This is a genomic window from Eubacterium sp. An3 (genome assembly GCF_002159465.1).
GTDB classification, from domain to species: domain Bacteria; phylum Bacillota; class Clostridia; order Lachnospirales; family Lachnospiraceae; genus Anaerobutyricum; species Anaerobutyricum stercoris.
In genome coordinates this window covers 18,386-42,856 of the sequence record NZ_NFIR01000025.1, presented here as the reverse complement: position 1 = coordinate 42,856, position 24,471 = coordinate 18,386, and the positions used below count along the sequence as shown (strand labels likewise).

The window sequence follows — 24,471 nt, the reverse complement described above, 5'->3', positions numbered from 1 at the left end:
CCCCTTTATTTTACCTGCAGACTGAAATTCGGCTCAAAGTGTCCAAAAGAGCTGACATCATGGGTCTGTGCCCATTTGTTCAGTTCCTTTTTGTTTACTTTCGGATCTTGCGGGTCCAAGAACTGGTCCGGGATATATTTTTTATCATCGATGATAAGCTTTGGCTGCAGTTCTTTTACCGTAACGCTAAATAAAGCATCACTGACACTATTTCTATTGACAGCCAACATACATTCCAGGATAGAATTATTTATAGTAGTGATCTGTTCCGTCACCTTTTTTTTTCGTTTCTGGAGTCGTTTGATCTCTGCGGCCAACTCTGCTTCTTCTGCAGATTTATTTTTAGAAACTCTCGCATAGCTCAGAATTTTTTTCTTAAAATCCGGGAGCAAAAGTTGTAAGAGTTCTTCTTTCGCCATTTCGGGATGTTCCCCATGGAGCCGGCTGACGGCTCCATCGATTGCATCTTGGGTGGCAAGGATTTCCTGAGTAATCTCATATAATGTCATATTTTTTCCTCCTCGCTTATTTGCTGACATTTAAGAGCAGTAACTCTATGTTGGTATCTTCTTTGATGATAAAAGGCTCCCTCTCGTTTCCAAAATGGATGGTTACATCCTCTTCCTTGAGAACACGCAAAGCAGATGCCAGATACTGCCCGTTGATCCGATAGAGCGTCACTGGATCCTGCCCAAGCATCTTTATATCCGCATCTAATGTCTGCTGGAAAGCACCTTCCTGACCTTTCACTGTAATGATAAAAGAATTATTTTCCATTGCGATTGTAAGGACTTTGGAATCATCGCCAGAATCCAGCATGGCAAGGGCCAACTGTGTGGCATTTAAAAGGTCTGCCGTTTTTACAGTCGCTTTTTTATTAAGCCTGCTTTCGAAATCACCAAAAATCTTAGCGATATCGAAATATGCTCCTGATAAAGCAACGACTTTTAATACGGTGGTATCATCGGCTATTTCTACCGAATCCCCCTTTTTCTGGATACGGACATTTCCAGATAAATACCGGATGATCTTTCGGACTGCTTCATTTGGTATGATGATGGAACATTTTGCAGCCCCTTTATCACCATGGACAGAAACACGATATCCATCTGTTGCAGTACACCGTATCCCCGTATCCGTAAATTCGAGGAAGAAAGCAGACGTTTTTTCCCCAGTTTTGTTGACTGCCAACGCATGCGCTGTGTTAAGTAAGCTTTCTTTTAATGCATCGGCGGATACCGATAGGGAGACTTCCGGTTCTACGATCAGTTTTTCCGATTTGAATGTCGAAAGGTCGTAATATGGAAGTTCTATTCTAACTCCTTCTCCGGCAATCCGCAGTCCAGAATTGGCCTTTACGATCATCAAGGATTCACAGCATAACTGCGGGATGACCGCATAAAGTTTCTTGATATCCACTACAAAGGAAGTATTATCTCCATCCAGGTTCATAGATGGAAAACGGACGATCAGGGACGTTCCGTGAGCACCATGTACCGTCATATCCATTTCCGTCTGGGAAATATCAAATCGGACAGCCTCACCAGTCAATGTCTGACCCCCGGCAATCTCCTTTAATTCCTTCAGCGCATTAGAAAAAGCCTTTGTATTTACTGTTACCTTCATTTTGTATTCCTCCTTATTTTTGGTTCTTTTTACATCAATAATCTAAAAAAGCTACTGGAAAAAGATTAGAGGAAGTCAAAGATAGATGCCTGTCTTTCCGTGCGCCGGACAAAGCCCGCGTCCCCCTTATCACTTAATTTCCATGTCCCGTTCAACAGGTAATGGATACACTCGTTAGGATCATCGTGGTAGTCCCGTTCCTCTGAGCGTCTACAGGAGTCCCATAAACAGAGAGCATCAATGCCATAAAGTTTATGTTCAGTTTGTAAGTTTGTCTCATAAATATAACCTCCTTTTGTTTTGAAATTAAAAAACACGGAATCAATATGCATAGAAGAATAGGCAATCATTAAAAACACCGGCAGCGAAATCGCTGCCGGTGTTGCGTCTATCCCTTACATTCGCGCATCCGCATCGGGTGCGACTGCATGATATAGTGTTTTGCTATGTTCTGACTGTTTCTTGTCCTTATTCTACGGACTCAAAATCAAGGATCTCGAACTGCGGCTTTATCTTTCCATGAAAATGTTTCACAGAAATATTTCCGATCATCTCCACCTTTTTTGGTTTCCCGCACCGGAGATATTTTTCTGTCAGCCCAAAGGCAATGAAATCCATCTCCTCCGTCTTATCGGCAAAGGAACTTCCATCTCCAACATAGACCGGTTTTTTAAACTCATAGATCATATGGAAGATCGGCGCCGGGTTGCCATTCCCAAATGGGGCAAAGATTTCCAGGTCAGCAATCATCTGTTCCGTAAAGGAATTAAATTCCATATCATACTTCTTTCGTCTGCCTTTTGGTACCGGGCCGCAGGCTTTTTTGAAACATGTTTCAAATGCCGCCAGGTTCTCTTTCTCTAAAGAAAGTCCTGCTGCCTGTGCATGCCCACCGAAAGAGATCAGGTATTTACTGCATTCTTCCAGCAGATTTTTAATATGGAACCCTTCAATAGATCGGGCGGAGCCGGTCAATACTCCATCAGAGCCTTCCCGGTCCGTAAAGGCAATGACCGGGCATCCATATTCTTCACACAGATGTCCGGCGATAAGCCCAATGATCCCCGGCATCCAGTCCGGGCTGTAAACAACGATCGGACGTTCTTCCTGTACTGGGAGCTCTGCCAGACATCTTTTTGTGATATCCTTTCGTTTTTGGTTATTCTCCACGAGAAGCTTTGCACTCCAAGGGAGGGTGAAATCTCGGTAATCTGCGGACATGACCTTAAATACATCTGTGGCCCCGTCATCTTTCAGACGGCTGCTGGCGTTTAAGATCGGACCCAAACGGAACCCGAAATCGGACTCGACAAAATAGTCAACATCCAGATATCGGATGATCTGTTTCAGCCCTGGGACCATTCTTCCCTGATTTAAGATTTCTAAGCCTTCCTTGACCAGAATCCAGTTAGCGCCGGTGATATCCATGACATCCGCTACTGTGGCAATGGCAGCTAATACTTTCAAATCGTCCGTATTCTGTCCCGGCAGCAGCTCTTTTATAAAGCGGTAAGCGATGCCGGCACCGCAGTACCCGGTATACTCTGCATCCGGGTAAGCCCATGGATCAACGATATGATCTGCCGGCGGCAGGATTATCTTCTCATCCTCTTTTTTTGGCAGATGGTGATCCGTCACGATCACAGACAGACCTTTTTCTTTTGCCTTTCGGATGGCTGAAATAGCGGCAATCCCGTTATCCACTGTAACGACAAGACCACTTGTGATCTCATCTATGATCTTTTCTGACAGTCCATATCCTTCGGAAAACCTGCGGGGGATCCGAACTTTGGTATCAACTCCATATCGGGAAAGCCCAATCTTCATGATCGTGGATGCCATGATGCCATCTGCGTCATAATCCCCTATGATCGTGACAGGCATATGGGACTTTGCACAGTGTTTAAAAAACTGAACGGATTCCTTTAATTGAGGAATCTCTGGATGATTTTCCGGATGTAGAAAATCATCTGCATCTTTTCCATGTGTTTTTTCAATAAATTCTCTGACCGTCAGGGAAAACTTTTTTGATCGTTCGAACATTTTTTTTCCTCCTTATTTTTTTATTTACATTCACGCACCTTTTGCGAGGTGCGACACGAGTACGAGTAAGTGTGGAGTATCTAGTTTACATTCGCGCACCTCTCACGAGGTGCGACATATCTCTTTCTATAATTTTCCCAGTATGACAATTCATTTACATCCACGCACCTCTCGCAAGATGCGACAAAAGAAGAGATACTAAAAGAGTTGGGTATGGAGATTTACATCTACGCACCTTTCGCAAGATGCGACGGAAGTGCATGTGGCTTGTCCATGTTGTTTTACATCCACGCACCTTTCGCAAAGTGCGACTAATATAGTGTTAGTTATGAGATTTTTGCTTTTAATATTTACATCCACGCATCTCTAGCGAGGCGCGACCTTAGAGGTGCGGGGACTAAAGAGTTCGATTATAATTTACATCCACGCACCTCTAGCGAGGTGCGACTGCAAGATATAGTGTTTGGCGATATGCTTTTACTATATCTCGTATTAATATACCGACACAAATAGGGTTATTAGCTAATAACACGCCATATGTGCCGCTTTTTAATACGAACCTTCCGGGACTTCTTGTTCGCTTTGGGTTCGCACGAGTTTCTCAGATCATAATATCAACCTCCTTATATTTGAAATATTTGTTACATCCTTAATATGATCATCTTTCCATTTTTCTTTTCACACGATATGTTTTGTGGTATACTGTAGACATAAAAAGGAACTTTATTCTAAAAAAAATAACATTCGGCCTCCGGCATATTATTTTTGTAATGATATTCAAAAGAAGGAGGATCGTATATGCAAACGTCATTATCACAAAGCATTGAAGCTAACCCAGAAAAACGGAAACTGGACCGGCAGTGTAAGATTGTCTTGTCCCATAAGCCACTCCTTGCCCGAATCCTGAAACGGACGGTGGAGGAAGTAGCGGATATGGAGATTAACGAAATCATTGCAGCAATCGAGGGAAAGCCGTCTATCGAAAGCATCCCTGTATTGGAAATTCCAGAAAAGATTGAAGGCAGCAACACAGAATCAGTCTCTAAAACAGAAGGTACCGTATACTACGATATTCGGTTTTATATCCTTGTCAACGAAGGGAAGACAAAGATTCTTTTCGATGTGGAACCACAGAATGACTATTATCCTGGATACAAGATCGTGACCAGAGGTGTCGTGTATTGTGCGAGGATGATCTCCTCACAGATCAACCAGGAATTTGACCTGGAACATTACGACGCGTTAAAGAAAGTGTATTCCATCTGGATCTGTTTCGGACCGCCGGCATATATCGGTAACGCCATCAGCCGGTACCATATCCAGAAGGAAGATCTGCTTCCCGGTATTCCGGACGAAAAGACGGCATATGATAAATTGGAGATTATCATGATCTGCCTAAAGGAGGACGCCGACGAGAAGGACGATGAGCTGATTGGTATGTTGAACACCTTGTTCTCGTCCGAAAAGTCAAAAGACGAGATTCAACAGGAGCTTTCAGGAAAATATGGGATTGTTATGGAGCGCAATTTCAAAAAGGAGGTTGACAAAATGTATGAATTATCTGCATTGGTTGAAAAACGCGGCATGGAACGTGGCATGGAACGTGGATTCAGGCGTGGTGAATTAGTCGGACAGATTAAAGCTTACCGGAAATGTAAGTATTCAGACGAAAAAATTGCACAGGAGATGAATATTTCTGTACGGGAAGTAAAAGAGATTATAAAAGAATGTGAATTACAGCATTGATTAGAAAAAAGCGGAGCGTCGACTCCGCTTTTTCTTTTGACAAATTTTCCATCTACGCACCTCTCGCGAGATGCGACCAATTGCACGATACAGTCAAGATCTGCCGTGGTATTTACATCCACGCACCTCTTACGAGGTGCGACTTGAAAATGCTTTATCAGTTTCACAATGTAACCATATTTACATCCACGCACCTCTCGCGAGGTGCGACCTGTGATGCATCTATCATACCACCATCTATCATTTACATCCACGCACCTTTTACAAGGTGCGACAGCAAGATATAGTATTTGGCGATATACTTTTACTATATCCCGTATTAACATACTGACACAAATAGGGTTATTGGCTAATAATACGCCATATGTGTCGTTTTTTTAGTGCGAATCTTACGGGATTTTTCTGTTTGCTTTGGGTTCGCACGAGTCTCCCAGATCATAATATCAACCTCCTTACATTAGAAATCAAACTGGTGCAGGCGTTTACACCCACGCATCTCTCACGAGGTGCGACGAAAAAATAAAGGAGGTCACTTATGTTGGCCTGCACCAGTGTAGGAATATCTGTTGGCACTGAAAAATATCCCTTACAAGATTAATATGATAAAATAATTATTTTAGCGGCATCCTTGAGCGCCAGAAAACTCAGAGCAAAAAAACCAAATAATTACATTGGACATGGAACATACACTTACAAAAAACTTCACAGGAAGAAAAAACTGGCGCTCTAATGCCGACACCAGAGAGCCTATCATCCTCTCCGGCTTATTTAATACGAAAAACAAAAGAATTTTCTTTTAAACCATTATTTTCGCCAAAAAGAAATCATTTCTTTTTTATTCCAGTAATCCACACTTTACCGGCAAAGGTTCCTTTGGAGAGTATAAGAACTTCCCATTATTGTCGTCCAATCTTACTGTGTTTTTTGCAACCATCACAAAAAGAAATCATTTCTTTCTTTGACTTCTCAAAAAAAGAACTCCATCCTTCATCAGATTATTTTTGCAAATCATAATCAAACGAAGGAGGATATAAAATGGAAAAATTAATAAAAAAATGGAACGGCAGGAGTATCCAGGATGATGAAGCTTATGTCAGTAAGGAATTTAAGAGCTTTTACCGGGAATGCATCAATGCCATGAAACGGGAATTTCCGGATGCAGAATTCTTAAATGTACACGCAGGTCATTACGATTTTTCCGGCTTTATCCACAGGGATGGGAAATATATTTATTTTTCCTATTGCGTTCCGAGAGGCGGGATCCGAATGGATATGGGACAGTCAAACGTCACGCGCGGCATCCTGATCCGGCAGGCAAAAAATGAGAAAGATTATCGCGGGAAGTGGAACCACTTCACATGCTTTTATCTTTTCAAAGATGATGTAGAGCAGTTGCTTCGCGAATAAGAAAGGAGAAAAAATGAATTTGTTTGACATTGTTCTGATTGAAAAAGACAACATGTCCGGACTTTCAGCGGAGGATATTTCCACAATGCTTCAATTGTTGGAAAAAGACGAATATCTTTTTCTTGATATCGAAGGGAATAATTCCTCTGCCATGGGCCTGATCACGTTCAGTGCAGCGGACGAGATGGCTTTTTGCTATGATGACTTAGAGTATTTCATATCTGGAATCTTAAATGATATGGAAAAAGAATCTAAGGACGGGGTTTATTTTTACAGTCGATTGAAGATCCGTCTGACAAGAGAATAAAATTTGATAAAAGCCCGGGAACCGATTCCCGGACTTTTTTTTTTAAAGAATTTATTTCTTATTTTATTATGGATTGCAGCATCCGGATGGCTCGTATCCATCATCGATCAGTGCCTCCCTGTTGCCGCTATATTCTTCTCTGTTTTTATCAGAGATCCGATTTGCATTGCTGCAGCTCGGGAGATGGAATTTCTTTGTATTGGTATTGAGGATATATGTCCCTCCCTCTTCGTCCGTTTTGCTGCCTTCTTCCCAGTTTTCTCCAGTGGTGTAGTCAATGACAACACCTGGCTGTACATTATAGACATACACACAGAACTGACAGCCATAGCCATTATCCTCTACGGACCACGCTTCCATCAGCACACCGGAAGCCATCAAATCGTCTTCGCCATCATAGACCGGCGTTACCCGGTACAAGACATGATTGGCCGGATTATCGTCAATGTAATCTGCCACCGTATCTTCAAACGGGAGCATCCCATCTACATTGAAACACCGGGTGCCGGTAATCAGGTTCTCTTCATTGGCGTTTTCTCCGGAAAGCTGGTATCCGATCAGATGGCAGCGGTTCAACAGATATTCGCCGTCATATTGATTCTGGTGCCAGCCGGAAGGCGTTACCGAACTCAAAGAACTCTCCCGTTCCTCTGTCGGCATCAACTCCTCACAAATATTGGCATAAGCTACTCCGCAGCGGCCAAGACTGTCCAGTTCGCTGTATTCCTCAAAGGCATTTGTATTCTCTTTCTCTTCCTTTGTAAAAAATGGGATATCATTATTAATCTCGATATATGGCGTTCCTCGATATTCTGGCACAGAATCATACCAGGTTTGCGGATCCGCATTTGACGATAACAAACCGTCAAAATCATCATAGTTTGTGCTGTAGAAGTTCGTCTCGCATCCTGTGACCAATAATACCAGCATGCCGATAACAACGATTATTTTTTGAAATGATTTCTTTTTCCTATTCATTTTTTGCCTCCTGTTCATGTGAACTACTCGGCAACAAGTTACCGAGCTTCCGAAACCTCCCCTGGCGGAGCCAGGGCGGGAATCTTCTTTTATTCCTGCTTGACCGGGTGACATATTATGGCATGACTGCAACCATGCGCCCCGTAGTTCGACAGGCTATCCCCGGTGAACCACCGGTTCTTTTTACGGTTATCGTCCGTCCGTCTCCGGAGGCTACGCCGCAAAGGGGTGTGTGCTGATATAGATACGCACTCCCTCCTCTCTTATGTTGACCGCCGCCTGATGGTCCCGGCCCATCACATGCCCGTAGGCCGGGCAGACATAAACCCGGTCTGACAGCTTGAGTTCCTTATGGACATGCCCACAGGCGCAGCAGGTCTTACTGGATGGGAAGAACTTCCCCACTTTGATGACTGTGCTCCCATACCATTCCGCTTTATAAGAGAGCATCCGGACGAACATCCCCCATCCGTTGTCACTGGCAGACTTCCCAAAGGACAGCGCTTTCTTGATGGCGGACATAGAAAGGTCCTCAATACAGATGATGTCATAGTGAGTTACAAGCCGGTATGACAGCTTATGGAGAAAGTCGGCCCGCTGGTGCTTGGCTTTCGCATGGAGCTTCGCGATCTTCTTAAGCTGCTTCGTATAGTTCCTGGAATCTTTTTCCATCCGGGACAGCTTCCGTTGTTCCCGGGCGATCTTACGTTCCAGTTTCCGGTACGGTTTTGGGTATGCCGGTGTATTGCCGTCCGAATCCACGTACAGTTCCGGCAGGGACATGTCAAGCCCGATGGCTTCCCAGGACCCTGGTCCTTTCCCTGCTGCCTTCTTGGGTGTCGAGCGACACTTTCTGGTAGCCACAAACAGCACTTTATAATCGCCAACTTTTCCAGAAAAAAAGCATGATCGCATCTCAACGACACGGTCATGCCTCTTTTTCCGCAGGCTCTCAGCTCAATGCCTGGTTATTGATCGCTGCCAGCATTACTTCTGCATCGATCACCTTTTTCTCCATCTGGCTCCCTAACGTCATCGCGTCCGTCATCACATTATCGATCAGACGGGGATTCCCCTGGCTGTAGCTGTGAACGGAGCTGATCGCCGCGGTATCAATGATCTCCGGGCTGCCTCCTGCATTCCGGATCTTCTGCCGGATATAATCCGGCACCTCCTGATCTGTCAGCCCATGGAAGTTGTAGTGGACCACAACCCTCTGCCGCAGCGCCTCGTTCACCTGTTTCTCCAGGATGTGGTTCAGGTAGGGCTCCCCACAAAGGATCAGGGAAAAACAGTTTACCGAATCATACTTCTGGTTCATTAGCATTTTCAGATCCCTCAGGATGCTGCCGTTCAGGTACTGTGCTTCATCCAGGATACAGATGAACGGCTGCCGTTTCTCTTTGTACAGATAATACAGCCGTTCCTGGATCGACTTGAACATCTGGCTCTTCCCAAATCCCGATTCCAGCCCCAGAGCTTCACACAGCTGGCGGTAGAATTCCTGCACGCTTACGGTTGACAGGCACAGGTAGGCACACTGGTACAGGTTCGGGTTCAGTTTCTTCGAAAAGCACCGCAGCGCGAACGTCTTTCCCATTCCCGGACTTGCCGTAAACACCCCGATCCCACGGATCTCCTTCAGGTATTCCAGCCGTGCGGTCATCTCCCGGAAATCTTCCGACTCAAACGCGTCTTTCTCTTTTACCATCTGCTTATCAAACGGGTTAAAACTCAGGCCATAATAATCAGTGTACATCTTCCCCACCTCCAAGTACTGTGCTGTAATCGATCGACACCTGGTTCTTACGCTTTGTTTTCCCATTTTCCGCCCGGTCTGTCAGACGCATCGGATATCGCTTCCCTTCTGAAAATACCCATACTTTCTCCGGGTCGTCGGGAAGGTAACGTACTTCTACTTTCTGTCCGATGAACTGCATCGGCGCGTCATAGCACCGGGAATCCAGTTCCACCGTGGCATCCCTGGATACCCTGCGGGTCGTGCGGTTCAGGAAACATTCCTCCAGCCATTCCCGTGACTGCGGCTTCCTGACGGGGCGTCCGCTGTGGAGATAACGGGAAAGGGGTGTTTCCCCGGTCGTGGAATGTTCTGTCGTATTGTGCTTCCGGATATATCCTGCCAGAAGATCATTGAATTCATCCAGGGAACGGACCTGGCTGATGTCGATCCCGTAAAGCCATCTTTCCTTGAGCGTCCTGAAATTCCGCTCCACCTTCCCCTTACTGGCCCCGTCCCGGACAGGGGTATGCAGAAGCACTGTCCCAATGGATGCACAGATCATATCCAGCTGCCGGTTTTTATAGGGTGCGCCGGAGTCCACATACAGCTTGTCCGGGATCCCATAAGCCGCGACTGCCTCTTTGAGGACTTTCTGGAAGTTGTATGCATTCTCCCTGTAAAAGATCCGCCCGCCTACGATCATCCGGGAGTAGTCGTCCAGGATCATGATCAGGTACGTCCTGTGCTTCTTCCCGTGTTCTTCCAGATACGGAAGATAACACGTATCCGCCTGATACATGCCTCCGAAATACGCTTCTTCAAACGCTTTCCGGTCACGGCCGGTCAATGCTGCGTCCACACTTTTCAGCCCGTTTCGTTTCACGAACCTCTGGACAGTTGCTACGGACACCGTTGCGGGGATCAGGCTTTCCTGTACCAGTCTGGCATGGATCTGCGTTGCGTTCAGCCTTGGATATTTCTGTTTGATCCGGTAGATCTCATCGATCGCTTCCTCTGTGAGCACCCGCGTCTTCCCCAGGTCGGACCGTGTTTTCGGCGTCAGGGCGTCAATCCCGCCATTCCGGTAAAGGGAGACCCATTTCCCGATCGTTTTAGGCTTATATTTCACCGTCCGCCCGTCCGGAAGCCGCATGGGGGTTTCCGATACCCTCCGGCAGTAAGCCATAATGGATTCATCTGGATACGTCTCCTGGATCACTGGCGCGATCATCCCAAACCGGAGCCGTGCGATCTCCATCAGTTCCTCCGTCCTGTCTGTTTTCTTTTGCTGTTCCATTTCTTATCGCCTCCGGTTACATCATATCCCTGCGGTCTCCCATAGTACATGCCGGGATCATGGGAAGGATCCGGGCCACTCTGCATGAAATCTCAGCGGTGATGAAAATCTGACGCATGATATGCCTGGAGAAAGGAATACCGGAAGGAATCCAGGAACTGAAGGAGCCGCGTCCCGTCTATCTTTTCAATGAAATCCGATGCTTTTTCCTGTGCGCTGTTCAGGACTCCCAGGATCAACTGCTTGTGGGAAAGGAACAGGTTCCGGAAGACATAAAGTGTGGAATGGGCGATCTGATACGTTTCACAGATCTCCTCTATGGTATGGGCATGCAGGAAATAGGCTTCCAGCACGGTCAGGACGAAGCGCAGGCTGTAGGAAGAATACGGGATCAGCATCTCGGGAAGAAGGAAATGGGTATGCCCGCAGGAAGTGCACTTTACCCGTGGGACACGCAGGATCACTGTCACTGGCCGGCGATCCTTTAACGTGATCATATACCGGGAATAGCTGTCATGAGGGATCAGATTCCCTTTCGAAGTGCAGTAAGGGCAGATTTGATCGGAAAGATCCAGACTATGGACTGTCTGGTAAAACCACTCCTGATCGGAGATTTTTATTTTTTTCAGCTTGCAAAACAGATTGAAAATGCGTATCATAGTAACTGGATACTTCCTTCGGGATGTATTTGTTGAAAGAGGGAACCGGTTCTTGCCAGGAAGGGGTTCCTTCTTTTTTATTATAATCCCATCTGTAAAGAGAAAAGAGCATGCCGCAAATCACAGCACACTCTCGTCGTCCTTTTGATCGATCTATTCTTACTATCTGCTTTTTTCTTTCAATCTCAGTCATTTATAAAATGTCGCTCTACATCATCCCCCCTTTACTCTTTGTCCTTTGCGCAGAAAATGTTGATTGCTTCACTGAAGAAAGACGCCAAATTTCCGCTGCTAAACCCATTTATATAATTGGAAAAGCGTTCATCACTGATGTAGAGTTGCCCTAAGTAGAGCAAAATTTGATTATCACATTCATAGAAGGATTCAGAGATATACTGCTGCCACTCTTTTACGATTTGTTGCACTTCTTGACAGGCAGGAGATTGAGCTTGAAATTGAGCTAATTTCTCAAAGGTATCCTTAGACACAGAAAGAAATCTTTCTAACTGATTTCGTTGACCTTTTTCTGGCTGCGACAGAAATGCTGCTTCATATTCTTTGAAACTATGGGTATTACCCCAGCGTTCCAAAACTTCCGACCTATATTTCTCTTTCAGCTCAAGCACTTTTGTATCTGAAAAAGGAGCAAAAGACGGGACGGGATTTCCTTCTATTTCTGTTTTAACAAGGGAGATCAGAGCATCAATACGATCCTTTTGCGCCTGTAAAATATCAAGGTGTCTTTTCAACGCTTCTGTCCGGTCATAATTAGGAGAGCCGAGCAAGCTCTTGATTTCCTTCAATGCAAATCCCACTTCACGAAAAAATAGAATTTCCTGCAACCGGCTCAAATCATCATCAGTATACAAACGATATTTACTGTCTGTAACCATAGTAGGCTTCAAAAGTCCTATTTCATCGTAGTAGTGCAATGTCCGTATTGTGATACCGGTTAGGTCAGCAACTTCATGTACCGTCATCCTCCTATCATTCATCCCAAAAATCCTCCACAGTTTCTAAAATTTCACTTGCAGGCAGCATCGTGGCTTCAATAATGCTTTTTCCTGTCTTTTGCAAGTAGTGTTTAACCAAATGATACCCGCAAGCGTAGCCAGCACAGTAGGGCAATCCAACACAGGGGAAATTTTGCATCGCGGCCATCTCGTCACCATAGAGATAGGCGTTTAGATTCTCAAGCCCTTGAACATTCAGTCCATTGTGAATAATAGGTTTGATGTACTCATTCAGGGTTTGCATATCCGTTTTGGTTACCCAGGGGCCTGCCTTGTCCTCGCCATACAAATGAGTTGCAAAGTTTTCAGCAAGGCCCTCGCTGACCATCATCTCCCCAAGGGTGATACTATTCCGCCACTTAATAAACTGAAAGCGCACATTATGGTTTACTTCGTGGGCCAGCGCAACAGGAAGGCGAGTCAGTGTAAATTCATTGGGGATCAGCCACGCCATGATATACCCCGGAATACCACCATCGCCACAATACCCTTCATTCAAAGAGGTATAGGGGCTCTCGGCGTTTGCCAGTAAAATCGTAAATAGATACTCGCTGACGGGTAGCTCAATCCCATTGTTCAAAAAACATTCCAAGGATTTCCGGATGGACTGCTCACAAGATACCCAGAGCCGATCCGATGAAAGGCTCTCAATGTTTGCTTTTTGTGACTGATCTACCTTTGTAGGAGAGATAAGACCCAGCATATCACTTGCCATAATAATGTCATAGCCATTAGGTGTAGCTGCCTTCATGGGGATTTGATAGCAGTCCCACTTGCCTTTAAAAGGCATCATCAGCTCATACCGGTAAATGTCATTTTTCTTTTCGACGGGAGCCTCCATTATTTTTTTGTAGACGGCATCCGAACGTACATAGCTTAATTTCATATAGTCACATTCCTTTCTTGTTTTTTTCAGCATACACCATGACGTAACGTGAGAGTCAAGAGGAATGAACAAATATGAAATAGATGCTTACCTCCCTCGATGTTTGGCTTTCTTTTTTTCCTGCCGCAAAGCAAATAGGCGATCCTTTTCTGCTTCTCGTTGCTCTCGGCTCTTTGTTTTTCTTTCTAACTTACACTGTTCATGTTGGAGTTTAAGGGCTTGCTGTGCTTTAGTACCAATTCCCTTATCTTGCAGTTGACTGTTTATTTCACGCTGCATACGTTTAGGGTTGATTTTCCGTTCTGCAATAACTTCCGCTTGGATAGGTGGACTGAATTTTAGCTTGTGCCAATTCTTCAACAGAAACTCATAAACCTCATAATCCTTTGGTTCTGCACCAAAAGTGATTTTGCACACCTCATACTTACCGTTGCACGATCTCTCATATATGCCAATCCAAAATGGAGCCTCAAATAGAATGGTTAGACTACTTTTAGAATCGGTACTCATTCTTGCAAGAACTGCCCTTCAAAGTGTTTCAGCCATTCAAGGAGAGCATTGTAAAGCAGTTGCTGCTGCTCAAAAATTGTTCTCCCAACCAGAGGAATGTCTGCAAATTCCTGAGCATAGCCCTCGTTTAATTCAGCCGAGGACTGTATGCTCTGGCGCAAAGTCGAAACCAGCTCCATTGCTTCAGCTTTGTCCATCTTGTTCAGATTGGTAATGACCACATTGAAATCAAATAACAGCGGTATCGGGCCAGCGGCATAAAAGGCCATTAGTTCCTTGAAATACACTCTGCCCTTGTCGGTAATTGAATAGATTGCTTTATCTGCAAACTTACCACCTTTTACAATGTCGCTTTGCAGGTAGCCTTTCTCACTCATTTGAAGCACTTTCCGATAGATAGAAGGGACACTTATTTTCGTCCAGCGGGAAAAATGATGGTACTCCACATCTTTTTGAATATCATAAGCACTTTGGGGCTTCTCCAGTACAATACCCAGTATGACTAAATCTATTGATGACATAACTACACCTCCAGTCTTACTATTAACAATAGTACTATTATTGATAGCAAAAGTCAAGAGGGTGTATTTTAGTGTCCTAATTTGGAGCCTTCCTGTTCCGAAAGTCATTGCTGATCTAAAATCCTGGAAAGTTGATTGAAAAACACCGGACGCATGGACAACACATAAATGCGTCCGGTGTATCTTTATATAATCTTATATGCTGTTTTGGATTGATTTCTTGCGGTTTCAAACAGGCTTATTCGTTTGAGTTAGTGGGAATAGTTTGCTTTTCGGTCATAGATAGTTCCTTATGAAGATGTACGGCCATAAAAACAGTTATTACTACGGAAATCACATCAGCGATGGGTTGAGCATACAAAATTCCATTCATTCCCCATATCATAGGCAGCAACAAAATAACAGGAACAAAGCAGATGCCTTGTCTGCACGCCCCCAAAAAGAAGCCTGCCGCACCTTTGCCCAGTGCAAGAAACAGAGAGGAATATACCGTGTAGAAGCCAAAAAGAATGAATGTGATCCCGTTTGCAAACAGCGATTTTTGACCAGCTAAAATCATTTGAGTATCTCCATCGGTAAATTGAGAGATAATCTGTGTGGAGAAAATGGCCATCGCCAAGCCTACGACTAAGCAGAAACTTGTAGACCAAATGATCGAGGTTTTGATTGCTTCGCGCAGGCGGTCAAACTTCTTTGCCCCATAGCTGAATCCAGCAATAGGCTGGAATCCTTTCAGAAAGCCAAAGACAACCAGCGTCCCCATAGAAGTAATTCGTGTAACTGCCCCCATGCCTGCAATGACCGAATCGCCATAATCGCTGGCTGCACGGTTAATCAGTGTAATGGAAAGACTTGTAAGCAACTGAAACACCAAAGTAGGTACACCGATTTTCAAGATTTCCGCCATCATTTGCCCAGATGGAGAAAAGGCTTTTACGCTGAAAGAAAATGCACTTTTTTTTCGCAGAATGTATGTAAGATAAACAAGTGTAGATACCATCTGCGAAATTGCGGTGGCGATTGCTGCACCGGCAACTCCCATGTTGAAAGTGTAAATAAAAAGAGGGTCTAATCCGATATTCAACACAGCTCCCAGCAGTAACGCACACATAGTTGTCTTTGCCGCACCCTCGCTGCTTACAATGTTGTTCATGGTCACGTTAAACACGTTGAAAACACAGGACAGTATATAAATTCTTGAGTACGTCAGGGCATACGGCATGATGGTTTCTGTCGCGCCTAACATGGTCAAAATTGGTTTAAGGAAGATTGTAGAGAAAAGGATGATAATAGCGCCGATCAGAAGGCTGCTATACAGGGCTGTACTTGCCACTTTATTGGCAGTATCCTTATCGCCACGTCCCAGAAGTCTTGACAGATAGGATGCTGCACCGTTGCCGAACATTAGTCCCAATCCAACTACGACTTGCCCCAACGGAAAAACGATGGAAATAGCTCCCATTTGACTTCTGCCCAGTCCGCCCACAAAATAGGCATCCACCAGATTATATAGGGCATTGATTAACATCCCAATCATAATCGGTACGCCAAGTGCCATCAGAGCTTTTGGGATGGGCGCACTTCCCAAAAGTTCAAGTTTTTTGTTACGTTCACTCATTGTAATACTCCTTTCGCTCTCGTGAGTGTAATTTACAGTAGTATAAATTATAGCATACTGCCGCATGAATCATACTACTATAATTTATAGTATATGTCAAGGGAAGTGCGGGGATTTGCCTTGACAAGGAGTATAAAATCTAATACTATAATTTATAGTGAATTTGACAGTATTCTTTCATGCATAGAACAAGCGAAAGGTCGTGATCCACATGGCTACCATAGATTTGATCGTGTTGGGAATGTTAAAAAAGGAGCCAATGAGTGCCTACGATATTCAAAAGTTGGTAGAATATAGAAACATATCAAAATGGGTAAAAATCAGCACCCCATCCATTTATAAAAAGGCCATTCAGTTGGAAGAAAAAGGGCTAATCCGAAGTGAAATCGTAAAGGAAGGAAAGATGCCAGAAAAAGCGATTTACTCCTTGACAGAAGCTGGAGAAGCAGAATTTGAACGGCTCATGTTTGAGATTTCTGCAAAACCCATTAACATTTTTTTGGACTTCAATGCTGTTATTGTGAATTTAGATTCCTTACCGCCTGAAAAACAAAAATCGTGTATAGCAGAGATTGAGGAAAATGTTGGTATCCTGAAATCCTATCTGGAAGATAATATACGGGAAAAAGAAAACGAACCCAGCATTCCGGCAACAGGTATGGCTGTTTTGCGGCAGCAGTATGTATTGGCAGAAGCAATCCAAGAATGGGTTACTTCTTTGAAAAGTAATTAACCAAAAAGTAAAGAGGCGTATTCAAACACACTTCTTGATATGCAGATATGGACGTATGTACCCAGCCGGTTTCACGGCTGGGTCTTTTCTTTTCGATCAGTTAATATGCCGGGGTTCCATACCCATAAATTTCATAGTAACCGACCGGATAACTGTTTTGACGGCAACTATCACCGGAGTTGCCTTCGATGGTGTAGATGCGTCCATTCTCCACCTTCTCCACAATGCCAACATGATCGGAAGAACCATCCTGGCCGCCATCATCCCAATCGAAAAAGATGATGTCGCCGGGGCGCGGTTCATAGCTGTTGTCCTGCCACAGTCCCCGCTCCTGGAACCACGGCACACCCTGAGATGCGCAGGCTGCAAACTTCGGAATGACGCCAGCTTCAATATAGCCGCACTCATTGGCACACCAGCTAACAAAGCAGGCGCACCACTCCACTCGGCTGTCAAAACCATACCAGCTCCAATATGGCTCGCCGCCGACATTCCCCACCTGGGAGAGTGCCACGGTGACGATCTCGCCGTCGCCTCCGCTGATGCCGTAGAGGACTTGTGACCAGAGGGGATTGTTTTCATCGGACAGTAGCTCCGCCATCTGTTCCCGCTGATCCTCATTGAAGCCGAACTGATCGGCCATCTCCTCGGCAGTTTTGTGGCTGACGGTGATATAGAGGTAGGTCTGCGTAACTGTGGTTTCTGTTTCCACGATATTACCATTGCCGTCATCCGAGGTTTCAATCACCGTTTCGGTTTTGGTGTCGGTGCTGGATGAAATCTCGTTCATCTGCCAGAAGATGTCCTTGAGAAGCTGTTTCTTGGTATCATCCATTGTAGCGACTTCCTGGGCTGCATCTGGGTCAGTGGTGGTCTTGACGGCATAAACAGCCAGAACATCCTTCCACACTGCGCGGGAGCCGGACATCTCCAGAACGTCATAGCTGTGGGATGCCTTGATCTCGTCCAGCCTGTCCTGATAGTCCGTGTTGATTTCCTGCACAGCGGTCTGCATTGTCTGCCCGGTGCCGGAGTCCTCACCGGAGAAGAAAATACCAAAGCAAGAACCGATTATCATACCGATCAGACAAATCACGATAACCACCAGTACCGCAATCCATCCCCCGGCTGCGATGGCCGCAATCAATGCCTTTGTCGCCGCAATGATGGCCTTCACCGCTGCGGCGGTGGCTTTGGCCGCCACCTTGATGGCGTGAGCTGTGGCAATGGCTGCTGCACGAGCGGCATGGGCCGCAACTCTGGCGGCTCTGGCGGTGACAATAGCGGTCTGCTTGGCCGCCTTTGCCGCTTGCTGGCTGGTTTTGATACTGGCCTTTGCGGTGGTTTCCGCTGTCTTGATGGATTTAGTGGTGGTTTTCACCGTGCCTCTGGCAGCGGATGAGGTCTGTTTAATGGTCTTTCGGCTCCTGTCCACCGTCTTGATGCCTTTCTGTCCACGATCCAGTGTCTTAATGGCACTGTGCTCCTGCCGGACGGCTTTAGCCGGTTCAGAAACCGTGTCCGCTGCCTGCCGTCCACTCCAACGGGCAGGCTGCCCGGTTTGCTGTGTCGCCCGTTTCTCCGCTTGTTTTTTGGGCTGTTCAGCCGCGGCTTTCCGCTTTTGGATATTTTCCTTGACCTTAGAGATATTCTCTTTGGTGGTCTGTATTCCCTTACGGCCTTGCTTATCAAATTGGTGGACAGCTTCATGGCTCACACTATCCACACCGGATGAAAAACGATCAGAAGCATATTCGGCGGGAGAGCTTTCCTCTGCATACATCCCATGTTCCGCTTTGTCTTTGGTACGGATATATGCCTGCTTCATTCGCTCGGCGGCCACGGCGCTTTTGTCCAGCGCCTTCACATCTTTAACGGTGGTCTTTGTTTTAATGCCCTTGCTCATGGGCCTCACCTCCTTTCCGGAGCAGGGCAGCCCTTATTCCTCCAGCAGCTTTGCTACCACAACCATCCGCCCGTTTGTTTGGGAATACTCGCAGGTGGAAAGGGTGATGAGCTTATCGCCGTATTCAGCGGTTACGCCGGTGTCATAGAGCGCCAATTCTTTGCACTCCGCGATATACTCGTCAAACTGCTCGCCACTCTCCGCCCGGACAAAATGGTAATACTTAAACCCTTCCTCTGAGTACGCTACTGTCTTAAAGGCGGCAATCACTTCATACTCTCCGAAGCTCTCCAACGTATCAAAGTGGATAATCTTATGCTCCTGATAGAAATCCTCGCTCTCGTACTTGCAAAGGTCGGAAAACATGGAGCCGTTGTTCATGTGGTGGCCATATAGAACCAGATTGTCAGAAATACCAATGTCGCAGTTTTCCTGCACATAGGGAACTCCGTAGCTGCTGTACGATTTATCAAAGGCGTGCTTCAGATAAAAGTCGGGGTTTTCTTTGGTCTGCATAACGGGGTAATCAATCCGGGTGCCGGGGATGGAAACCCAGCCCACCAAGTCGCTGTTCTGGGCGTACACATCGGCATACTTGTCAAAGGCCGTCATTTCATCCTGCACAGGCTCTTGTTCGTTTTCCAGCTCCAGAGCAGGCAGCTCCGGCTCCTCTTTTACCAGATTGGCCACCTCTTCAAAGGCTTCGGCACTCTGCTTCTGGTCAAGATATTCCCGGCAGAGCATAAAGCCGGAGAAAAGGAAAAGGGCGGCACAAAAGGCCGCCCAAGCAATCATCGCTTTGGTTTTCATTTCTTTTTTCATGTTTTGCCCTCCTGTACTTATCGTGCCTTATCCTTGACGGGTTCTGCCCGATGCTGACCGGACGGGGTTGCTTTCAGGGCTGTCAGCTCGGTCTTGACAGAAGATTTTTCTCCACCAGCCTTTTCAGCCAGTCGGCCCGCACCGCGCTCCATCTCGGAAAACGCCTTGCCACAGGATGAAAGAAAACCTTTCAGCTTGGCAAGCACCCCTTTGTCGGCGTCCAGGTCTTTGACCTGCTGCGCTTCCTTTCCTACAAGGGCGCGTCCGGCACTTTTCAGATGGCCGCCCGCCTGATGCAGTTCCTCCCGGATCACATCCATCCGTCCTGCACACTTCTCCATCGCTTGGCTGGCATGGGAGAAGCCATGCTCCATTCGGGTGAGAACTGCGGGAATCCGCAGCGCCTGCACCGCATGACGCAGCGCCGCTTGGCCTTTTTCTTGAAAGGTCTGCACCATGCGTCCGGCAGCGGAAAAGGTATTGTTCTTGGCCGTGGACACCATGCTGCTGACCTGATGCACTTTGTTTTCCGCCTCGTTCATCAGGAAGGTACATCTGGCCTGAATGCTTCTGTCGTGAAGCCGGTCAACCTCCTTTCGCATGGCGGTCATTTCATCCACCATCCGGGACAGCTTATCTTCCATACCGTCGATATAACTCACCAGCGCCTGCACCTCGTCCTTCTGCTGGTGAAGCCCGTTCTGCTCCAGAACGGTAAAGAGTTCAATGATCTGCGGATGTTCCCGCAGGGCAATAGCCGGTTCAGCCATGTTAAATACCTCCAATCAAATTTTTATCGTGCCGGTTCCGCCTGCTTTTTGACAGGCGGAAGTTCACGGCAGTATTCGGGATAACGGATTTTGATACCCTCCATGAAGTAAGGCGCAAACTCGCAGCAAAACAAGTCCTCCGGGGAAAAAGCGTTGCTCTGCTCCGGGTCGGTATAACCATTCCAGAGGTTAAAGGCCAGACGGCACACCCTGACGGTGCCGCTGGTCTGCCAGCCGCCGTGTATCCCGTCCGGTTCGATGCAGTCTTCCTTGAAATTGAACATCTGCTGGATATTGGCTCGTGTTTCCGGGGCAATCCCCATCACATAGGAAAAGGAACGGTGATAGCTGTCATTGTGCCGGGACTTGGACATCATGGCCAAATAGAAATCCCTGTGTTCCTCGGATGCAAAACGGATATTCTGTGCGCCCATCACATTGCCTCCTTTTCACCACCGAACACACCCTCGCCGGGTTTGGTGGTCATCAGCTCATACAGATTGGTGTCGCGGGGGAACCGGTTGATAAACGGAACCAGGGCGCTGCCATACCGGATCAGGCCACAGCCTGCGTCAGCGTTGGTAACATAGCTCATCTGTTCTTTGGAGATATTGAGGAGCTTTGCCAGCTTTTCACGGTCAGAGGCCGCCTGATTGAGCATAACGATAAACTCGGAGTTGGAGAGCATGGTGCTGGCCTGTACGGAATCCAGCAGATATTCCACGTTCTGGGTGATGGCAGTGGGATATGCGCCGCGCTTACGGAACTGACGCCATGCAGAGTTGAAGAACACGCCGCTTTGCTCGTTCTCAAACACCACATGGAACTCGTCAAGGAACACATGAGTGCGCTTGCCCCGTTTCCAGTTAAGGGTGACGCGGTTGAGGATGGTGTCGGTAATGACCAGCAGGCCAGTGGGCTTTAATTGCTGCCCCAGACCGCGAATATCGAACACCACCACGCGCTTATCCAAATCGACGGTGCTTTCCCGTCCGAAGATGTCCAGCGAACCGGTGGTGAACAGCTCCAGAGAAAGGGCAATATCCTTTGCCTTTTCCTCCGGCTGTTCCAGCAGCTTTTCGCGCAGATCGCAGAGCGTGGCAATCCTGCCGGTGCGCTCTGCGTCTTGATACACCAGGGCGGTACAGCGGTCAATGATGGACTTATGCTGCGGCCCCACGCCGGTCTTGTCGATCTGCTCGATGAGGGACATGATGAACTGAGATTTTTCCACGATGGGATTCTGCTCACCATAGCCCTCTACCATATACATGGCGTTCAGACGGTCTTTGCCACCCGCAGTCATGTGGATCACGGAAGCCATATCCTGACCCAGCGCACTGCATAACGCTCCAAATTCATTTTCGGGATCGCAAATCAGAATATCGTCGTTGGCATAGTCCGGGTGCAGCATCAAAAAGGCAATCAGCTCTTTGGCGCTGAAGGATTTACCGGCACCTGGTACGCCCAGCAGGAAAGCTGACTGATTCAAAAGGTTTGCCTTGTTGCACATAATGAGATTGTGGGAAATTGCGTTCTCTCCGAAGTAGATGCCGCCCTTGTCCTGAATCTCCTGCACTTTGAAGGGAATGAACACCGCAAGGCTCTCGGTAGTAAGGGTGCGGAACGCATTGATTTTGCGCGCCCCAATGGGCAGCGCGGTGTTCAGGCCGTCGAGTTGCTGGAACTTCAATGTGGCAAGCTGGCACATATGCTTGCGGGCCACAGAGAGAACCGCCTCGGTATCGCTGTCAAGATGTTCTTTGGTGTCGGCGGTGATGTCCAGCGTAATGACGGCAAACATCATTCTTTGATCGCGGGTAGTGAGGTCGTCCAGGAACTCTTTACTCTCCTTGCGCTGCAATTCCATGTCATACGGCACCACCGCAGAGAAGTTGTTGTTGGCGTTCTGGCGGCGCTGCCAGTTGGTGATGTTGGTTTCCACGCCCAGCAGCCGGTTTTCCACCTCGCGGACGGCTTCATCGGTGGGAACCGGTACAATGTCAATGGAGAGCATCATGTTCCGGTTGAAGTCCGTCAGCTCCGTTACCATATTGTCCTTGATATAGCTGGCGTAATCCTTGAGGAACAGGACGCGGCAGTATTTTTCGCCCAGCTTCAGATAGTCGCTGTTCTTCTCGATCCCGTCCGGGCAGATATAATCGCGGAAGTCATGGCCGCGCTTCATCATCTCGCGGGCATTGAAACGGAACTCAGCCTCCTCGCCCTGACGGTAGAAATCGTGCAGGATACGCAGGCGCTCGGTGGCGTCCAGCTCAACACATTTGGAACCCAGCGCCGCAAAGTGAGAAACAAGGTCAGCCCCCACACGGGCAAAGTAGGCACGGGCTTCTTCAATGTCCTTTTTCACCACGGAAATGGTGATATACTTCTCCTGCGTGATTCCGTTTGCACCGGTGGCCTTATCCAGCAGCATTTGATTGTACTCCCGGCGATACTCATCACGGAAATCCCCCTGCATGGGCATGAGGATGGACTGCTCAAAGTTGGCCTTGTTCATACGGCGGTTGTTGATGGTGATCTTCGTCACCGCACCGGAATCCAGAGAGTTCAGCAGCTCCGAATAGGTCAGGAACATGGATTCCTTGTCCTCATGGCTGGCTACAAGGTAATTGATGTCGGTGAACTTATAGGTCTTGGTGAATTTCGTCCCCACAAGAAAAATGCCGTCCGGCCAGATACGGCGGACGGGAATCACATCCTGCACCTTGCGCGGGACGTTGTATCGTTCCTTCTCCTGTTTGGCCATTGTTTTGATGGTTTTAATCATGTTTTTCCTCCTTCCGTTTGCTCAGATATTTCGGTTGTTTTTTGCGCTTTCTGCCGGAGCTACCACTCTGCAATTCATCGATAGTTCCTTTGAGGGCCGCATAGTAATAGTTGCTGTCCTCGAACTTAAGTTCTTTTGGTTCCAACATCTCCGAGCGCAGCCATGCCCAGATGAACTGCTCCGCTGTCATGCCATGATAAGTGATGAACCCCAGCAGGGCAAAGGGGGCCGCGCCCAAAATGCACATCCAGGAAAGGGTTTCCACACCGAAGTAGGGACGCAGGATAAAGTAAAGGCCCACGGCTACACCGCAGGCCAGTACCGAAAAGATGAACTGCCGCATGGACAGCCCAAAAAACATACTCTCCGTGTAATTACGGATTTCTCGATTGATCTTAACTTCCAAAATATCTTCCTCCTTTACAGGCCCATCATCTCGCGCACCACGCGGTCTGCCATCTTGACCGCACCCACGAGGACGAGCATATTAAACAGCAACTCCCCGACGTAACTCCACACCTGTGTGACAGCTGCCGCATTGGGGTCAACGGCTGGTGGAGATGCAGCGAACAGGGAGAAGATAATGCAGGCCAGCACAATGATGGCACCCTCCAGACAAACCGCCGCATAGCTTTTGATAAAGCTCTTGCCCACGTTCTGGCTCGGTTCTCCGGCGAAGGTGGACAAAGGCACCGGCGCGATGGCGGTGTAAAGGTAGAGCTTAAAAAATCGCCCGTAGACGGTCATAATCATCACGAAGGAAAGTACGGTGATGAAAAGCCCGCCGATGAGCGTTACCGCCCAGAGGGGGATGCTCTCAAAGAAACCGCAGCTTTCTACTGCGTCAATGATCTCCTGCGGCAAAACCGTCTGTTGGGCGGAGCCGAAGCCGGAAGCATTCATAATAGTGCTGACCAGCCCCTGTGCGATGTTAAACAGGGCCATCATCAATTCCAGTCCATAGGTGACAATGCCTTTGGCAATGGCAAACCGGATGAACAGCTTGAGCGCGTGTTCCGGCTTTTTGACCTCTGTGAAGTTTCATTAGAGAACATAAAGCAAATACCCTCATATCCAAAGATACAAGGGTACGCTTA

23 protein-coding genes and 1 pseudogene are annotated in these 24,471 nt (G+C 47.1%); 4 read left to right on the top strand and 20 right to left on the bottom strand.

The genetic code is table 11. From position 1 onward, the window contains the following. Nucleotides 1–5: 5 nt before the first annotated feature. From B5F87_RS16015 to B5F87_RS16005, 3 genes are all read right to left on the bottom strand, one after another. Nucleotides 6–509, bottom strand: coding sequence for a siphovirus Gp157 family protein (locus tag B5F87_RS16015; protein WP_087282832.1), 504 nt, complete (start codon nucleotides 507–509; stop codon nucleotides 6–8). Between the two features lie 16 nt (nucleotides 510–525). Further along, entirely contained in the window at nucleotides 526–1,626 is a 1,101-nt protein-coding gene (locus B5F87_RS16010; protein ID WP_087282830.1) for a DNA polymerase III subunit beta, read from the bottom strand. Nucleotides 1,627–2,094: 468 nt separating this feature from the next. Beyond that, on the bottom strand, nucleotides 2,095–3,669 hold the full coding sequence (locus B5F87_RS16005) for a DHH family phosphoesterase (RefSeq protein ID WP_087282828.1): 1,575 nt from the start codon (nucleotides 3,667–3,669) through the stop codon (nucleotides 2,095–2,097). A 798-nt stretch (nucleotides 3,670–4,467) separates the two neighbouring features. On the opposite strand from B5F87_RS16005, the gene B5F87_RS16000 reads away from it, so the two are divergent. The 3 genes from B5F87_RS16000 to B5F87_RS15990 all read left to right on the top strand — a co-directional run bounded on the left by B5F87_RS16000 (nucleotide 4,468) and on the right by B5F87_RS15990 (nucleotide 7,129). Further along, a complete protein-coding gene (locus B5F87_RS16000; protein ID WP_087282826.1) occupies nucleotides 4,468–5,415 on the top strand; it encodes a hypothetical protein in 948 nt (315 codons plus the stop codon). 1,035 nt (nucleotides 5,416–6,450) lie between these two features. Then, nucleotides 6,451–6,822 carry a hypothetical protein gene (locus B5F87_RS15995; protein WP_087282825.1) on the top strand — a complete coding sequence of 124 codons (372 nt, stop codon included), beginning with the start codon at nucleotides 6,451–6,453 and terminating at the stop codon, nucleotides 6,820–6,822. Nucleotides 6,823–6,835: 13 nt separating this feature from the next. Continuing rightward, nucleotides 6,836–7,129, top strand: coding sequence for a hypothetical protein (locus B5F87_RS15990; protein ID WP_087282823.1), 294 nt, complete (start codon nucleotides 6,836–6,838; stop codon nucleotides 7,127–7,129). 66 nt (nucleotides 7,130–7,195) lie between these two features. Here B5F87_RS15990 and B5F87_RS15985 read toward each other — a convergent pair whose 3' ends face one another. The 10 genes from B5F87_RS15985 to B5F87_RS15940 all read right to left on the bottom strand — a co-directional run bounded on the left by B5F87_RS15985 (nucleotide 7,196) and on the right by B5F87_RS15940 (nucleotide 16,352). Continuing rightward, nucleotides 7,196–8,107 (bottom strand): DNA/RNA non-specific endonuclease, encoded by a 912-nt coding sequence (locus B5F87_RS15985; RefSeq protein WP_087282821.1) that lies wholly within the window; start codon nucleotides 8,105–8,107, stop codon nucleotides 7,196–7,198. Between the two features lie 213 nt (nucleotides 8,108–8,320). Further along, the gene (locus B5F87_RS15980; RefSeq protein WP_087282819.1) at nucleotides 8,321–9,022 is read right to left on the bottom strand and encodes an RNA-guided endonuclease TnpB family protein; all 702 of its coding nucleotides are present in this window, start codon (nucleotides 9,020–9,022) and stop codon (nucleotides 8,321–8,323) included. Between the two features lie 37 nt (nucleotides 9,023–9,059). Next, a complete protein-coding gene (locus B5F87_RS15975; protein ID WP_087282817.1) occupies nucleotides 9,060–9,866 on the bottom strand; it encodes an AAA family ATPase in 807 nt (268 codons plus the stop codon). Further along, entirely contained in the window at nucleotides 9,856–11,145 is a 1,290-nt protein-coding gene (locus B5F87_RS15970; protein WP_242964519.1) for a DDE-type integrase/transposase/recombinase, read from the bottom strand. Before B5F87_RS15970 ends, B5F87_RS15975 begins: the two co-directional genes overlap by 11 nt. Nucleotides 11,146–11,237: 92 nt before the next feature. Then, nucleotides 11,238–11,804, bottom strand: a complete 567-nt coding sequence (locus B5F87_RS15965; RefSeq protein ID WP_087282815.1) for a DUF6431 domain-containing protein — start codon at nucleotides 11,802–11,804, stop codon at nucleotides 11,238–11,240. 224 nt (nucleotides 11,805–12,028) lie between these two features. Further along, nucleotides 12,029–12,799: a MerR family transcriptional regulator gene (locus B5F87_RS15960; RefSeq protein ID WP_087282813.1), complete on the bottom strand. Its 771-nt coding sequence runs from the start codon at nucleotides 12,797–12,799 to the stop codon at nucleotides 12,029–12,031. Next, nucleotides 12,792–13,703 carry a DUF2268 domain-containing protein gene (locus B5F87_RS15955; protein ID WP_087282811.1) on the bottom strand — a complete coding sequence of 304 codons (912 nt, stop codon included), beginning with the start codon at nucleotides 13,701–13,703 and terminating at the stop codon, nucleotides 12,792–12,794. The genes B5F87_RS15960 and B5F87_RS15955 overlap by 8 nt, the downstream gene beginning before the upstream one ends. 87 nt (nucleotides 13,704–13,790) lie before the next feature. Beyond that, nucleotides 13,791–14,213 (bottom strand): YjdF family protein, encoded by a 423-nt coding sequence (locus tag B5F87_RS15950; protein ID WP_009258123.1) that lies wholly within the window; start codon nucleotides 14,211–14,213, stop codon nucleotides 13,791–13,793. Further along, complete coding sequence (locus B5F87_RS15945) at nucleotides 14,210–14,734, bottom strand: PadR family transcriptional regulator (protein WP_087282809.1); 525 nt, start codon at nucleotides 14,732–14,734, stop codon at nucleotides 14,210–14,212. The genes B5F87_RS15950 and B5F87_RS15945 overlap by 4 nt, the downstream gene beginning before the upstream one ends. 238 nt (nucleotides 14,735–14,972) lie before the next feature. Then, complete coding sequence (locus B5F87_RS15940; protein ID WP_070090027.1) at nucleotides 14,973–16,352, bottom strand: MATE family efflux transporter; 1,380 nt, start codon at nucleotides 16,350–16,352, stop codon at nucleotides 14,973–14,975. Nucleotides 16,353–16,563: 211 nt separating this feature from the next. On the opposite strand from B5F87_RS15940, the gene B5F87_RS15935 reads away from it, so the two are divergent. Next, on the top strand, nucleotides 16,564–17,085 hold the full coding sequence (locus B5F87_RS15935; RefSeq protein WP_070090080.1) for a PadR family transcriptional regulator: 522 nt from the start codon (nucleotides 16,564–16,566) through the stop codon (nucleotides 17,083–17,085). Nucleotides 17,086–17,185: 100 nt separating this feature from the next. Here B5F87_RS15935 and B5F87_RS15930 read toward each other — a convergent pair whose 3' ends face one another. From B5F87_RS15930 to B5F87_RS15900, 7 genes and pseudogenes are all read right to left on the bottom strand, one after another. Next, nucleotides 17,186–18,991: a CHAP domain-containing protein gene (locus B5F87_RS15930; protein ID WP_087282807.1), complete on the bottom strand. Its 1,806-nt coding sequence runs from the start codon at nucleotides 18,989–18,991 to the stop codon at nucleotides 17,186–17,188. A 33-nt stretch (nucleotides 18,992–19,024) separates the two neighbouring features. Further along, complete coding sequence (srtB, locus tag B5F87_RS15925; protein ID WP_087282805.1) at nucleotides 19,025–19,813, bottom strand: class B sortase; 789 nt, start codon at nucleotides 19,811–19,813, stop codon at nucleotides 19,025–19,027. A 17-nt stretch (nucleotides 19,814–19,830) separates the two neighbouring features. Next, on the bottom strand, nucleotides 19,831–20,583 hold the full coding sequence (locus tag B5F87_RS15920) for a DUF6674 family protein (RefSeq protein WP_087282803.1): 753 nt from the start codon (nucleotides 20,581–20,583) through the stop codon (nucleotides 19,831–19,833). A 23-nt stretch (nucleotides 20,584–20,606) separates the two neighbouring features. Further along, the gene (locus B5F87_RS15915; protein WP_087282801.1) at nucleotides 20,607–21,017 is read right to left on the bottom strand and encodes a DUF6075 family protein; all 411 of its coding nucleotides are present in this window, start codon (nucleotides 21,015–21,017) and stop codon (nucleotides 20,607–20,609) included. Then, nucleotides 21,017–23,374 carry an ATP-binding protein gene (locus B5F87_RS15910; protein WP_087282799.1) on the bottom strand — a complete coding sequence of 786 codons (2,358 nt, stop codon included), beginning with the start codon at nucleotides 23,372–23,374 and terminating at the stop codon, nucleotides 21,017–21,019. The genes B5F87_RS15915 and B5F87_RS15910 overlap by 1 nt, the downstream gene beginning before the upstream one ends. Continuing rightward, nucleotides 23,367–23,780 (bottom strand): PrgI family protein, encoded by a 414-nt coding sequence (locus tag B5F87_RS15905; RefSeq protein WP_087282797.1) that lies wholly within the window; start codon nucleotides 23,778–23,780, stop codon nucleotides 23,367–23,369. The genes B5F87_RS15910 and B5F87_RS15905 overlap by 8 nt, the downstream gene beginning before the upstream one ends. Nucleotides 23,781–23,794: 14 nt before the next feature. After that, nucleotides 23,795–24,415, bottom strand: a pseudogene (locus B5F87_RS15900) (hypothetical protein); the annotation flags it as partial. Between the last annotated feature and the right edge of the window lie 56 nt (nucleotides 24,416–24,471).

Excerpts from the sequence above, each read along its gene's own strand:
- B5F87_RS15940 (WP_070090027.1), bottom strand. The coding sequence starts at position 16,352 with ATGAGTGAACGTAACAAAAAACTTGAACTTTTGGGAAGTGCGCCCATC.
- B5F87_RS15980 (WP_087282819.1), bottom strand. The coding sequence starts at position 9,022 with ATGCGATCATGCTTTTTTTCTGGAAAAGTTGGCGATTATAAAGTGCTG.
- B5F87_RS16000 (WP_087282826.1), top strand. The coding sequence starts at position 4,468 with ATGCAAACGTCATTATCACAAAGCATTGAAGCTAACCCAGAAAAACGG.
- B5F87_RS15965 (WP_087282815.1), bottom strand. The coding sequence starts at position 11,804 with ATGATACGCATTTTCAATCTGTTTTGCAAGCTGAAAAAAATAAAAATC.
- B5F87_RS15970 (WP_242964519.1), bottom strand. The coding sequence starts at position 11,145 with ATGGAACAGCAAAAGAAAACAGACAGGACGGAGGAACTGATGGAGATC.
- B5F87_RS15920 (WP_087282803.1), bottom strand. The coding sequence starts at position 20,583 with ATGGCTGAACCGGCTATTGCCCTGCGGGAACATCCGCAGATCATTGAA.
- B5F87_RS15975 (WP_087282817.1), bottom strand. The coding sequence starts at position 9,866 with ATGTACACTGATTATTATGGCCTGAGTTTTAACCCGTTTGATAAGCAG.
- B5F87_RS15995 (WP_087282825.1), top strand. The coding sequence starts at position 6,451 with ATGGAAAAATTAATAAAAAAATGGAACGGCAGGAGTATCCAGGATGAT.
- B5F87_RS16010 (WP_087282830.1), bottom strand. The coding sequence starts at position 1,626 with ATGAAGGTAACAGTAAATACAAAGGCTTTTTCTAATGCGCTGAAGGAA.
- B5F87_RS15935 (WP_070090080.1), top strand. The coding sequence starts at position 16,564 with ATGGCTACCATAGATTTGATCGTGTTGGGAATGTTAAAAAAGGAGCCA.
- B5F87_RS16005 (WP_087282828.1), bottom strand. The coding sequence starts at position 3,669 with ATGTTCGAACGATCAAAAAAGTTTTCCCTGACGGTCAGAGAATTTATT.
- B5F87_RS15950 (WP_009258123.1), bottom strand. The coding sequence starts at position 14,213 with ATGAGTACCGATTCTAAAAGTAGTCTAACCATTCTATTTGAGGCTCCA.
- B5F87_RS15955 (WP_087282811.1), bottom strand. The coding sequence starts at position 13,703 with ATGAAATTAAGCTATGTACGTTCGGATGCCGTCTACAAAAAAATAATG.
- B5F87_RS15960 (WP_087282813.1), bottom strand. The coding sequence starts at position 12,799 with ATGAATGATAGGAGGATGACGGTACATGAAGTTGCTGACCTAACCGGT.
- B5F87_RS15915 (WP_087282801.1), bottom strand. The coding sequence starts at position 21,017 with ATGGGCGCACAGAATATCCGTTTTGCATCCGAGGAACACAGGGATTTC.
- B5F87_RS15910 (WP_087282799.1), bottom strand. The coding sequence starts at position 23,374 with ATGATTAAAACCATCAAAACAATGGCCAAACAGGAGAAGGAACGATAC.
- B5F87_RS15945 (WP_087282809.1), bottom strand. The coding sequence starts at position 14,734 with ATGTCATCAATAGATTTAGTCATACTGGGTATTGTACTGGAGAAGCCC.
- B5F87_RS15930 (WP_087282807.1), bottom strand. The coding sequence starts at position 18,991 with ATGAGCAAGGGCATTAAAACAAAGACCACCGTTAAAGATGTGAAGGCG.
- B5F87_RS15990 (WP_087282823.1), top strand. The coding sequence starts at position 6,836 with ATGAATTTGTTTGACATTGTTCTGATTGAAAAAGACAACATGTCCGGA.
- B5F87_RS16015 (WP_087282832.1), bottom strand. The coding sequence starts at position 509 with ATGACATTATATGAGATTACTCAGGAAATCCTTGCCACCCAAGATGCA.
- srtB (WP_087282805.1), bottom strand. The coding sequence starts at position 19,813 with ATGAAAAAAGAAATGAAAACCAAAGCGATGATTGCTTGGGCGGCCTTT.
- B5F87_RS15985 (WP_087282821.1), bottom strand. The coding sequence starts at position 8,107 with ATGAATAGGAAAAAGAAATCATTTCAAAAAATAATCGTTGTTATCGGC.